At 51.5% G+C, this 13,263-nt stretch carries 9 protein-coding genes; 8 read left to right on the top strand and 1 reads right to left on the bottom strand.

Annotated elements, in window-relative coordinates:
- Positions 1 to 95 precede the first annotated feature (95 nt).
- Positions 96 to 1,286 carry an EAL domain-containing protein gene (locus PSFL_RS08595; RefSeq protein ID WP_170059306.1) on the bottom strand — a complete coding sequence of 397 codons (1,191 nt, stop codon included), beginning with the start codon at positions 1,284 to 1,286 and terminating at the stop codon, positions 96 to 98.
- A 942-nt stretch (positions 1,287 to 2,228) separates the two neighbouring features.
- Between PSFL_RS08595 and PSFL_RS08590 the strand changes: the two genes are divergently transcribed.
- The 8 genes from PSFL_RS08590 (at position 2,229) to PSFL_RS08555 (ending at position 13,258) form a co-directional block, all read left to right on the top strand.
- Positions 2,229 to 2,756: a fimbrial protein gene (locus PSFL_RS08590; RefSeq protein ID WP_273872841.1), complete on the top strand. Its 528-nt coding sequence runs from the start codon at positions 2,229 to 2,231 to the stop codon at positions 2,754 to 2,756.
- A 105-nt stretch (positions 2,757 to 2,861) separates the two neighbouring features.
- Positions 2,862 to 3,587 carry a molecular chaperone gene (locus tag PSFL_RS08585; protein ID WP_397469912.1) on the top strand — a complete coding sequence of 242 codons (726 nt, stop codon included), beginning with the start codon at positions 2,862 to 2,864 and terminating at the stop codon, positions 3,585 to 3,587.
- Between the two features lie 18 nt (positions 3,588 to 3,605).
- On the top strand, positions 3,606 to 6,227 hold the full coding sequence (locus PSFL_RS08580) for a fimbria/pilus outer membrane usher protein (RefSeq protein WP_397469911.1): 2,622 nt from the start codon (positions 3,606 to 3,608) through the stop codon (positions 6,225 to 6,227).
- Positions 6,228 to 6,287: 60 nt separating this feature from the next.
- A complete protein-coding gene (locus PSFL_RS08575; RefSeq protein ID WP_397469910.1) occupies positions 6,288 to 7,604 on the top strand; it encodes a fimbrial protein in 1,317 nt (438 codons plus the stop codon).
- Positions 7,601 to 8,353 (top strand): molecular chaperone, encoded by a 753-nt coding sequence (locus PSFL_RS08570; protein ID WP_397469909.1) that lies wholly within the window; start codon positions 7,601 to 7,603, stop codon positions 8,351 to 8,353. The genes PSFL_RS08575 and PSFL_RS08570 overlap by 4 nt, the downstream gene beginning before the upstream one ends.
- Before the next feature lie 218 nt (positions 8,354 to 8,571).
- Entirely contained in the window at positions 8,572 to 9,045 is a 474-nt protein-coding gene (locus PSFL_RS08565; RefSeq protein WP_273872846.1) for a chemotaxis protein CheY, read from the top strand.
- A 182-nt stretch (positions 9,046 to 9,227) separates the two neighbouring features.
- The gene (locus PSFL_RS08560) at positions 9,228 to 12,053 is read left to right on the top strand and encodes an ATP-binding protein (RefSeq protein ID WP_397469908.1); all 2,826 of its coding nucleotides are present in this window, start codon (positions 9,228 to 9,230) and stop codon (positions 12,051 to 12,053) included.
- Positions 12,050 to 13,258, top strand: a complete 1,209-nt coding sequence (locus tag PSFL_RS08555) for an EAL domain-containing protein (protein WP_397469907.1) — start codon at positions 12,050 to 12,052, stop codon at positions 13,256 to 13,258. The genes PSFL_RS08560 and PSFL_RS08555 overlap by 4 nt, the downstream gene beginning before the upstream one ends.
- Positions 13,259 to 13,263 lie beyond the last annotated feature (5 nt).

The raw sequence follows: 13,263 nt of genomic DNA, 5'->3' as shown, positions 1-13,263 counted from the left end.
AAAAGTATGGAACAAAACACTGGCCTATGCTGCCCGATCAGACTCATTAATCAGGCAGTTATATCGGTCTATTTCAGGACTGGAGAGTGACGTGCTCACGTGGGCGAGTCAGGTGCCTGCAACCACCCCAGGAACCTCTCGGCGTCCATCGGGCGCCCAAGATGGAAACCCTGGCCGAATGAACACCCCATCGCTACCAATCCGTCGCGGATAAGCTGGCTGCCGACGCCTTCGATCACCAGGCTCATATTCAGCGCCCGGGCCAGCGCCACGGTACTCGTGACCATCGCATGGGTACGCGGATCCTCGATGGCGCGAACAAGCTGGCCGTCGAGCTTGAGCTGGTTGAACGGCAGTTGGCAGAGCAAACTCAGCGATGAAAAGCCCATACCGAAATCATCGATCGACAGGCCGCACCCCATCATCCGCAGGCGCGATAGGTTTTCCCGGGTAGTGCGAGGCAAATTCAGCAAGCCGTTTTCAGCCACCTCGAACAACAACGTCCCAACCGGGAAGTCGTGACGTTTCAACAGATGGTCAATGTGCTCAATCAGGTCATTGTGGGCCAATTGCGAAGCGTGAAGATTGAATGCCAACTCCAAGCTGTGACCGGATCCACGTAAAGTATTGAGCAGGCTCACCCCTTGTTCGAGCATTTGCTTGAGCATTTCGTCGATCAGGTCATAGGCCAACACAGCGGCCAGAAAGTGTCTGGGCAACAACAGGCCTCTGATCGGGTGTCGCCAACGCACCAACGCCTCAGCCCCGGCCACCGCAGAAGTATTTAAATCGAATTTGGGTTGGAACCAAGCCTTGAACTCTCCCTGAGCCAGGCCCCGCCGCACGTCCTCCTCACTCGGGAGCCTGGAGAGGGATGCCGACTCGACGTCCGATGCCATCTGCTGGCGGGAGTAGCGACCAAGGATTTCATGCAACGTATACAACTGCGTGCGCTTGCCCACGACACCGAGCATCTGCAACCCCGAGAGACACGTCAACTGTTCGACTGCACGACGCAGTTCCGGCTTTAGTTCGCTACACAGTGCAACTGCGCGCGCCATTCCGCCTTCCCCAATCCGGGTCAAAACGTCCATCCAGTCGACAGCGCTGCTGCTCAGGTCACAAATCACGATATCGACGCCACCTTCCCGGCTTATCTGCGCCATCGCCCATTCGCTGTCGCCCGCCTGCAGGATGTCGTTGACGCCCAAATGCTGGAGCGCCTTCACCAACATTTCGCGCTGAAACGATTGATCATCTAAAACCAGAACACTGGGTATGCACATCTCGCCCACTACTCGCTAATGACTTTAAGTCAAAATTCTGGCGACTCTACATTACCGGGAGCGAAGGATTTATCTCGGCAACCTGTAGGAAATTTCCCAGCGACAGTCCAGGCGAGCTTGCAAGGTGTCTAGAGAATCGTAGGAAATTCAGCTAGGGCGAGCGGGAGAAATGAAGTCTCTGAACATTAATAGATGAACATCCGTATTCATTTCAGAAGCATTAAGTCAGTAGCAGTAGACCCGCAAGCGGCTAATGAACATTAGACATCGCCCACTTATTCAATACAGGACGTTCCGTAAGCGTTGCATTTTCACCCACTGGTTTGCCCTGCCTTGTCTCAGACTACGATCACCCGATACGTCCACAGCCCTTGACTGCTGGGTTTTAGTGGATTCCTTAGAAAAGCCGAGATATTGGCCCACCATATAGGCTGACGTTCTTCGCGCTGGATTTGAGGACAGCACGCGTTGCCGCCATTTTTACGCGATAGATCGCTTGTACCTGCATTGAGCTACGCAACACTTTAGAAGTAAGAGTTCTCAGGTTTGAAAGACTCTATGCACAGTTAACACCCTGTAAACCAAGACCTCCCGCTCCAATAAAGGCTCTACAACCTATTGTGATTGATGATCCCTATCGAACATTTGACCCTCTACCCAATGAAATCCTTCATTTGACGTGGCGCATTTAATTTTGATCCATGTCAATTTTTATGTGCTAGGCAACAGACAAGCCTACCCAAATCCATTAAAAAACAGGTAGTTCCTAATAGATAGTGCTGCGTTACAGAAAAAGAAATATTGCGGTAATTTAAGAAAATTCTAATGAAACGGATCGGTACGGCTTCATACAATTCAACTGTCCGGGCAAAAGAGGTTTTGAGCCCTGACTGGCGCTCATGCTCGACGGCGCGTTCTTACTCTACCTAAAGGAACTTAATTGTGAAGCGTTTCGCACTGATTCTCACCCTGACTGCTGCCCCTGTTATGGCCTTTGCTGCTGCAAATAACACCATTACGTTCAAGGGCCAAGTTTCCGACCAGACCTGTCAAGTCTCAATCAATGGTAATGCCGCAAACCCGGTTGTCTTACTGCCTACAGTTTCTGCTGCTGAACTGAACGGCGTAGGCAGCACCGCTGGCGAAACCCCGTTTACTATTCAAGTCAGCGGTTGCACTGTGCCGGCTTCGGATACCCCTATCCAGACCGCGTTCTTGGGCAATGACGTGACGTCGGCTGGCAACATGGGTAACACGGGTACCGCCGGCAACGTGCAAATACAGATGTTGACCGGCGCCGCAGGCACCCCGGTAGTTCTGAACGGTCTCACTTCTGTGCCTGGCTTGGTACTGCCTGCCGCTCAATCTAGCGCTAGCCATGACTTTGCGGTGCGTTACATCAGTGAAGCCGGCGGTGCCGCAGCGGGTACTGTTTCGGCATCGGCTGTTTACGCACTCGACTACCTGTAAGACGTAAAAAGGGGGGCGCTGGCATCTAGCATCAAGCAGCAGCCCCGCTTCGCCCCCCCCTCCTCTTCCCGCAATATTCACTCCGCACTCTGGAAGGAGATTGCCATGACTCGCCTGAAGAAAATTGCATTCGCTGTAGGCCTGCTAATCGGCGCCACGTTCACAAGTCAGGCATTCGCCAGCGTCGTGATGACTGGTACTCGGGTAATCTACCCGGCTTCGGCTCGAGAAAAAGCGATACAACTGACCAACCAAAGCGCCTCTCCCTATCTTGTGCAATTATGGCTCGACAAGGGAAACAAAAACTCCACCGTTCAAACAGCAGACGCGCCATTCATCACCAGCCCTCAAATTTTCCGGGTCAATGCCAACAGTGGCCAAGTGGTTCGCCTGATATATAGCGGAGATAACCTACCGACAGATCGCGAGTCTATTTTTTATCTCAATTTCGTGCAAATGCCTGCTGTCAAGGCGAGTGAACAGACGGCTAATAAACTCCTGTTAGTTTTTAAAAACCGCCTTAAGGTGTTTTACCGTCCCAACAATTTGGCGGGCAACCCCGATGCATTGAGCAACTCGCTGACCTTGACGCTGCAAGGAAAAGAAATTGTTGTCAACAATAACAGCGGTTACTACGCCACCATTCGTAATGCTGCCATCGTCAGCTCTGGCAGGCACCGTCCCCTAATCGTGGATGAGATGATCGCCCCCAAATCCAAAACGCATTGGTCAATCGCTAACACCGCTCGGCCTGTTAAAGGGAACACCGTGAGTGTGACCTTAATCAACGATTTCGGTGCCGACGTTTCCTCCGAACTCACCCTTCAATAACAGATCTGGATCTCAGTCATGTCTTTAGACCGTGTACTGTCGGCTCAATCCAATCTAAGTCTGGTAGGAGGCCGCTGGGTCAACTTTGCTTCGCTTTGTTGGTTATTCATTATCGCCCCATTGGCTTCCTCCGTCTTAGCCTCGGAAGAAATGCAAACTCAACCCGTTGGTGAAGTTTATATATTCGACGACAACATGATATTTGGTGGCGGTTCGCTTTCCCGGTTCAACCGTCTGAATGCCATCGAGCCTGGACAATATAAAGTCGACCTATTCATCAATAGCCGCTTTGTTGAGCGTGTTGATTTGCAATTCGTCGATCAAGGTCAAGGAGATGTGCAACCATGTCTTTCCAGCATGTTGTTGGAGCAAGCTGGAGTACTTAAAGATGCTATCAAAAGCCCAGGCGACGAATCGTGTCTGATCCTGGCGAGTGCGGTTGAAGGTGCAAGAACGGCATTCGACTTTTCGCTGCTGCGGCTGGATCTGAGCGTTCCCCAGAGTCTCATGCTGCAACGCCCACGCGGCTATGTGGCACCGGAAAATCTGGAGGGCGGCGATACTATTGGGTTTGTGAACTACAGCGCCAGCCAATACCACGTAACCCGTACTGGGGCTTATTCTAGCAATTCGGACTCTAGCTACCTTGCACTTAACACCGGGCTGAACATGGGGCTTTGGCGGCTCCGTCAGCAGGGTAATCTACGTTATGACAGTAACAACGGCGCCGACTGGAATACCACACGCAGCTATGTCCAGCGAGCATTGCCTTCCATTGAGGGTGAAATGACCCTGGGCCAGGGTTTTACCAGCGGCCGATTCTTTTCGGGGTTGAGTTACACCGGTGTCGAAATAGCTTCTGATGACAGGATGTTGCCCGAATCAGTGCGCGGTTATGCCCCTACAGTGCGCGGCATTGCCAAGACAAATGCCCAAGTGATCGTGCGTCAGAACGGCAAAGATATTTATCAGGCAACCGTGGCGCCGGGCCCCTTTGAGATAAAAGACCTTTATTCGACCAGCTATAACGGCGACTTGGAGGTGTCGGTAAGTGAAGCAGATGGCACTGTCAGCACCTTCACTGTGCCGTTCTCGGCGATTCCAGAGTCCTTGCGGGCCGGGAACTCCCGTTATAGCGTGGCGCTGGGTAAGAGCAGAGATATTGGCAGCAGCGATCCGTTTACCGAAGCCACCTATCAACGTGGTCTGACGAACAGTGTCACCGCCAACAGTGGCTTACGACTGGCGGACAATTATCAGGCGCTGGTCGTCGGTGGTGTCTACTCCAGCAGGTTGGGTGCATTCGGATTCGACACAACTTATTCGCGGGCTGACATGCCGAGTGAAGGACAACTCGATGGCTGGATGGCAAGACTCTCCTATAGCCGTACGTTTCAACCGACCAACACGACACTGTCGATTGCCGGCTATCGTTACTCTACTGAGGGTTACCGTGACCTCGGTGATGTTCTGGGCGTGCGTGAAGCCACTCGTAACGGAGAAATCTGGCAATCGAGCAGCTACCTGCAGCGATCGCGTGCTGAGGTCACGATCAATCAAAGCCTGCAATCGTATGGCACTTTATTCTTTTCTGGCTCGACCCAAGACTATCGCAAGGGTCGCGAGCGTGATAGCCAACTGCAGGTTGGCTATGCCAATACAATTTTCAGTAACGTCAACATCAATCTTTCCGTCGCTCGACAGACTACCGGTAGCTATCTGAATCTGGGCACTGCCAACAGCTACACCGATCAAGACCACTTTAATAAGCCCCGCAACAACGGCAGTAGCGAAACAGTCACTCTTTTGTCGGTGTCATTCCCACTGGGCAGTACTGCAAAGAGTAACGTTCCTTATGTCAGTAGTTCAGTGAGCCACAGTGCATCGTCGGGTAGCGTCTATCAAACATCATTATCGGGCACTCAGGGTGAGGACCAGAGCCTCAGTTATGGCGCCGATTTTTCTCGAGATGCGGACCAGAAACAAAATATCTGGAGTGGCAATTTGCAGAAGCGTCTGCACAATGCGTCATTAAGCTCCAGCGCATCGAAAGGCCAGGATTACTGGCAGGCTTCGGGCAGCGCTCGTGGTGCCGTGGCAGTGCATAGCGGCGGAATAACCTTTGGCCCTTACCTTAGCGACACCTTTGCATTGGTTGAAGCCAAGGGAGCCAGCGGTGCTACTGTGATGAATGGGATGGGCGCGAAAATTGACGGTAACGGTTACGCTCTTGTGCCGTCGTTGACACCTTATCGCTATAACACCATCGCGCTGAATCCCGAGGGGATGAACGAAAAAGCTGAGCTGGATGATGGCCAAAAACGTGTGGCGCCATTTGCAGGCGCCACAGTGAAGGTCGATTTCAAGACCCGGGCTGGTAACGCGATCCTACTCAAGGCTTTGCGGACTAACGGTCAGGCGGTCCCTATGGGGGCGGATGTTCTGGACGAAAACGCTAGTGTTATCGGCATGGTCGGTCAGGGCAGCCAAGCATACCTGCGTACCGAGAAACTCAAGGGTACATTGACAGTGCGCTGGGGCGATGCCAAAGCAGATAGCTGCAACATGAATTTCAACCTGGTTGAGCTTGACGTGAGTCAGGCGCTCATCAAGCTTGACGCGGCATGCGTCACACCCTGATCAAGTCGTCACCAGGGTCTGCGCCCTGGATTGAATCTTTCTCTTTGTTCGAGGTTTTCAATGTCCATTGCTCGCCCTCTTCTCAGTCTGTCAGCTTTTGTACTAAGCATGATCATGCTACCAGCCGCCCAAGCCAGCTGTAAGCGCATCTACAACGGTTACAATGTGCTGGATAGTTACTCGGCACAAATACCCTTCGGCCGGGTCAATTTGACAAGCACCTATCTGCAGCCGGTAGGAGTACCGATGGGGAGCGTCGTTGTATCGGCAGGCAGCGCACCTGGCCTGACGGCTGAGACGGTGTTGTGGGAGTGCGACCAGGCAGATGCAAACGATCTTTATGAAGTTTTCGCTACCAATGGTGATGACCGTGTCGGTGGCTATTGGGAAATCGGTAATGGCAAAGGAACAACGGTCAATGACGGACTGCCGAACTACTATGCAACCTGGTTTCCCTACGTTGCCGTCAAATTAACCCATTTGAACTCGGGGCTGCCGTTCACTCGATACTGGCAAGAGAGCAAAATCTCTCAATACGACACTGTTGGCAGCAAAATTCAAATCAAAGCCAAGCACCTTAGTCTTGTCCAGGCCGATCTAGCGCGGGTTTCAAGCCTCCCCCCCACTTCTGGAGCGGGTAGTAACTACTGCGGCGGCATGGCGGCATCCAGCGGTAGTGGCACCTACAGCTACACCTGCACACAGCCTAATGGATATATCCAGTTTCGCGGCGGCGGAATCAAGTCCGACGTGGTCGGCTCCGACTCCAATACCAACTTCATCTTCTGGGGGGCTTACAACGGAGTTGGTTTCGGCATGCGCGCGGCCGCATCCATCAGTTACACGGCGACGTGTGTAGCGCGCAACACCACACCTGTGGTGACTTTCACGCCAGTGACTGCATCCGAACTCAATCAGGGCCATACCCGAGAAGCCGACTTCACAATTAATCTAGAGTGCAGCGACACCGCCAGCTCCGGCACAGCCACCAATCAAACCGCCCTGGGTATCCAGGTTGCCTATGCCTCTTACGTCAAGGCCCAACAGCTCAACCTGTTAACCAGCGGCGCCGGTGTCCGATACTTGGTTTCAAACGGATACGGAACTGACCCCTCGGTGGCAACAGGAGTAGGTATCAGTCTGCGAAACAGCAGCACGGGTACCGCTATGAACTTTCTGGGCTGGTCGGCCACCGGTACCGGCGCGTCGGGAGGCTGGTATCCGGTTAAGGCCGGCGCAAGCATCGCAGGAAGCTCCGCCTCGGGTTACACGAACTATGTCCAGACGATTACCGCGATTCTCAGCACTCTGCCTGGCCTGAAAGCGACGCCGGGGAAAGTTGATGCCACTGCATACGTATTGGTTAAAGTGCAATGAAAACACTCAGAGTTGTAACGCTGGCCTTGTGCTTTGGGCTGCTACTGGCGTCTGAACAAAATGCCCTGGCCGGGGTGATGCCTGAACGGACCCGATTGATCTTTACAGAAGGGCAAAGTCAACGTTCGCTGATGCTCGCCAATACCAATTCCTACCCGGTGGTGGTGCAAACGTGGATCGATAACGGAGAGGGTGACCGTGCTCCGGAAAACGCCGTCGCGCCCATGATTGTTCTGCCTTCGGTATTTCGTTTGCAGCCGGGTGCGTTGCAAGGACTCCGAATCATCTACAACGGTGAACCTATGCCAAAAGACCGTGAGTCGGTCTTTTGGCTAAACCTTTACGAAATCCCACCTACCAAGGCCGATACGGCGGACACATCCCAGGTCGCCGTGGCGATGAACACTCAAATGAAAATCTTCTACCGTCCCAGGGTATTGCCGTCATTACCGGAGCACGTCGCGGATGAACTGACTTTCCTCCTGGAAAAGCAGGACTCAAAGTGGGTGCTGGTGTGCCGTAATGGTAGCCCATATCATGCCTCGTTTTCTTCACTTCAAGTCGTCGCGGCGACGAGCAAACACCCCGTCGCAAAAACCGTCGATATGATGACCCCTCCTTTGAGCGAAAAACGCTACGACTTGGACTTAACCGCGGCCATGGGTAGTGAGGCTACACAAGTAAACTACACCCTGATTGATGACAATGGACATTACGCGGATGGGAAAGCAACACTGCTGCGGCATTGAATTGTTACGAACAAACTAGCGCCTTACAGGGGAATTTAAGAACAACCAATTCAAGTATTTAAATAGTGATCCACCCGATTTTGAGAAAATTCTGGTGTAGGGATAGGCATTTTAAACCAAAATAAACTCTATCGTCGGTTCATTAAAATTGGTGCGCACCCTCCCCGAGGGTACGCAACAGGTGGACGATGAATAATGCTTATATAGAGGAATTTAAGATGACCAAAAAAAACACCCGCATCTTGATTGCCGACCAACAACATTGTCGCCGCCTGCATATTGAAAAAATGCTCAATCAACTGGGCTACTACAGAATCGCTCCACTTGACTCTTTTGAAGAGGTCATGGCTGCAACCCGGTTTGCAGGGCCTGCGTTTGACCTGGTAATTATCAACATCAAAGACAACTTAAAACATAAAAACATTAAGGAGTACTGCAGAAAAAGCCCATTAATACGTAATGCATTATACTACAACGATCAGTTCGCAGAATGCGAAGCCTGGCAACAAAACAAGATTGCTGGTACTTACAGCATAAGCTCGAACATTCCGGAGTTAGAATCAATTCAAAAATTCATGAACTGTACAGTTCATCCTGCGCGCAGAGTGCTTCCGGGTCGCAATCGGGGGAGAACAATGAACGCTCCACTCACGAGTCGACTTACCCCTTCTGGAGAGATATTGCTGGGGTGAATGCAAACGCCTTTGAAAAAAACGTTGTCAAAAACTGAAAACAACCCGCACAACCAAACTAAGCAAGCCACAATACAAGCAACGTTTAACCCTCAGTTCATGACTAAGAATTTTCTTAATTTTATTCCCTATTCAGATATTTCTTAAAATAAAACAGGTCGCAGCTCTTTAAGATCTGCTCCATGACAACCCAATATGACCTCCTGCCAGCCGACAACTCCTTTCCCGGTCTTCGCATACCTGTCACTTTACTACGCTTCCTGACGATCAGCCTGTCTTCTTGCTTCATAATCATAGCTAGCTTTATTATTTACTGGTCGCTCGCTGATACGCTTTCAAACTATCGCAGGCAGATGAATGATGCGGCATTTAAAGCTCAATACTATGTTACCCAACAGGACAGCTTATTGAAGTCTATTTCATCTTCAGTCGTGCGCATCACCCGCAATAAGCCTGCATTGCATGCACCACAAAGCAGCTCTACTTACGGCCAGTTACGCCAAGTCTCGTTAGGAAATAATAGTTCAAACTATCACGCGACACTGATTTTAACCGAGCGCGAAGTTATAGAGATTGATAGTAGCGATAGCAAATTGATCTATCTGCCGCCTCACGAAAACCTGATGCAGGAACTTAATGCGTCAGATGAGCTTCACCTCAAACTTATCGCGAGCAATACATTTAAAGGACAGTGGGATCAGAGTGCGGCTCATACTTTGTTGAACCAACATCGTGGACCTAATGCGCTGTGGCTCTCAGCAACGAGTGAAAATCTTAAACATATATACTTATTGCGTACTGTCAATAATTTTGACGCAAGCGATGGCTGGCTCGGCCTGGAGGTTAATCAGTTCGAGCAGGCTTTTATCCCCTCGAACCTGCATCAAGGTCGATATGCCCTTTATGACACCAGTGGTTCCTTGGTACTGCACAGTTCATTCTGGCAGGTTCCAGAGGAATTGACGCAATTCCAAGCCTCTCAAGACACCTTCAATGTAATGTGGAAGCACGGCTTACCCACCTATGTTTCGCTCAACAAATCTGTGGGGAGCGCAGGATGGCGACTTGTCTACTACATCCCAGCGACCCAATTGCTGAACGACACACTATTCCCCGTTTACATTACAACCTTGTCGACCATTTTGCTGTTTATCGCGACTTTCTTAGGGGCGCGTTACATTCGCCTACACTTGGTAGAGCCTGTGGCAAACTACCATCGCGCACTTACCGAAAGCGTCTCTCTTAATAGCCGTATCATTGAGATAGCCCCCGTAGGCGTCTGCCTAATTCGGTGCGATGAAGGCTCCGTGATCCTATCCAACGAGTCTGCTCGTCAATGGCTTGACTCTGTACCTCTACTCCGAGAGCAAATCCTGGGAGCTCGTCACGATGACATCATCTCTATGGAACACGAATTACCGGATGGAAGGTTTATCCAGCTGACGTGTGTAACGACAGGATACGACGATACCGCTGCGATACTGTGTTGCATAAACGATGTGACGGATTTCAAGCGGGCAGAACAGTCGATGCTCGTGGCCAAAAACCTGTCTGACCAGGCCAGTGATGAAAAGACGCTGTTCCTGAGTACCTTGAGCCACGAGATCCGCACCCCGATGTACGGCATCCTTGGCTCTTTGGAAATGCTGCGCACAACTCAACTGGATATCCAGCAAAACGATTATCTAGAAGCGTCGCAGCAAGCTTCTTCAGCTCTGATGCGCACTATCAATGACAGCCTAGATATGACCTTAATCGAGTCAGGCCGATTGGTACTGAGCCATGAATCATTTTCTCCTACGGACCTGGTGGAGGAAGTGGCCTTCAACTACTCGGCACGCGCTCGAAGCAAAGGGCTTACGCTATATATCATCCTGGACCCAAACACCCCGGGCAAGGTAACGGGAGACCGCGGACATATTCGCCAGATACTGAACAATCTGGTGAGCAACGCAATCAAGTTCACCGAATCAGGACATGTGATTCTACGTCTGCACTGCGAGCACATGGCTGAGGACAATTGGCAACTGGGTTTTCAGGTTGTCGATACCGGACCAGGTATTGCTCCAGAGTTCCATAAGAGCATATTTGAGCCTTATTACCGCGTCCCTGGCAGGATAAGCCAAAACACTTCAGGTACCGGGTTGGGTCTCGCCATATGCGCTCGGCTAGCGGATAGGATGTGCGGCAGTTTGTCGGTATTCAGCGAACGGGGGTTAGGCTCAAGCTTCAACTTGAATCTGACGTTCGCGCATTGTTACAGCGCCCAGAAAACAGCGGGGCTGTGCCCGGAAGCCAAAACGATCTATGTATATGGTGATGTGCCGGAGGTGGTAGAAAATCTCTGTCACTGGCTTCGTCGTTGGGGCTACATGGCTGCGCCCTATACGCGGCACAACGGTACACCGTCGAGTAAATCGGTCCTGGTTGAAGTGTTTTTCGGGGTAGCTAAACCCGTAAGCTGGGATGGCCCAAGAGTGATTATGCATGCTGTCGGCACTCACCATTCCCAGTTGCCGAGTAATAGCTGGGTCGCCCGTATCTTCAGTCTCGATAGCCTGCGCGACGTCGTGGCTCAGGCGCAGGCAGGGATAGTCACAGAGACGCGCTTCTCCTCGCACAGCAATTTAGCCCTGAAGATGAATCTGAAGTTGCTGACGGTAGACGACAGCCCTTTAGCTTTAGATGTAATCCTCCAGCAAGCCAGATATTTGGGTAACGACGTAGTGGCTATTGCAAACCCGATAGACGCCTTGGCGCGTATTGACTTGTTGTCATTCGATGCAGTGCTGACCGATTTGCAAATGCACCACATGGATGGTCTTTCGTTCGCCCGCGCTTTGCGTGAACAGGGTTTTGAGGGGCCGATCATCGGCATCACCGGAGAAAAGTCTCCTGAACTAAGAGCCTACTGTGAATCAGTGGGTATTCGTCCACTACTAGTCAAACCCGTACCTCTCGACGCGCTTTCCGAGGTACTTCAAACAGTAAAGGGAAAAGTGACATGACCATGCCTAAGACCGTTCGTATCCTAGTGTTGGACGACCATCCAATTCAATGCCTCCAGGCCAAGAGATTGTTGGAAGGTACCGGGGTAAGTACGGTGGATACTGCTCCGGATGCACGTCAAGCGCTAACAATGCTTCAGCAACAAGAATACGATCTGGTGCTGCTGGATTTGCAAATGCCCAAAATGGACGGTGTGCAGTTCATCGACGCCCTGACCAGTATCGGACGGGTACCGATACTGGTAATTGTCTCCTCCTGCTCCCGGCGCCTCATGAATAGTGTCAGTATGATGGCAAAAGAAAAAGGATTGGCCGTTTTGGGGACTTTCTCCAAGCCTCTAAACGACTCACACGTTCGTCAGATTTGCACAGCCATGAGCACAGGGCTGAACGAAAAAATGCGTATTAGCTCAGTAGATGAACCGATGTTCGATCATGAGACACTGGAACTCGCCATCTCCCGCCGTGAACTACAGGCCCGATTTCAGCCTCGCAAATCTCTGTCTAGCGGAGAAACAATCGGCGCAGAAGCTCTGGTACGCTGGAAAAGTCCTTCTTTCGGACTGCTAATGCCAGGTTCATTTCTAACGTCGATTACCCGACATGGACTGGATCGCGCCCTGTTGTTTCTGATGCTGGATGACGCAATCCAGGCACAAAAATGCTGGCATGCATTAGGCTACCGAATCACGGTTTCGGTGAACTTACCGACAGGTCTGCTAGACGACCCTGAGTTACCTGACCAATTGCATCGTGTAACGTCCAACGCAGGTCTAGCCGCCAGCGATATTTGCTTTGAATTGCTGGAAACCGAGATGCCGCTGTCCGCGGGGCAATATCACATGGGGGCAAGCCGCCTGCGTCTTAAAGGGTTTGGTTTGGCACAGGATGACTTCGGTATGGGCTATAGTTCAATGTACAGTCTGATTTCGACGCCCTTTACCGAAATGAAGATCGACCGACACTTCGTAAATGGTGCTGCGAATGACGAAACCCGCTCTGCTGCGCTGGTGGCCGCAGTGCAACTGGGGCGTCAGTTGGGGCTTGAAGTCGTCGCCGAAGGCGTGGAAACGGGGCGCGATCTTGAGTTTCTCCAAAGCATTGGCTGCGACAGCGTACAAGGGTTCCTTATTTCTCCAGCACTGGAGTTTGATGCGTTCACTCAATTTCTAGCGAGCAGTGTCAACCCCCTCAACCCTGACTAGGCCTC

The organism is Pseudomonas sp. DD1 (assembly GCF_044510355.1).
Classification (GTDB): Bacteria; Pseudomonadota; Gammaproteobacteria; order Pseudomonadales; family Pseudomonadaceae; genus Aquipseudomonas; species Aquipseudomonas shahriarae.
The sequence above is the reverse complement of the archived record's forward strand: the minus strand, read 5'-3'. Positions and strand labels throughout refer to the sequence as shown.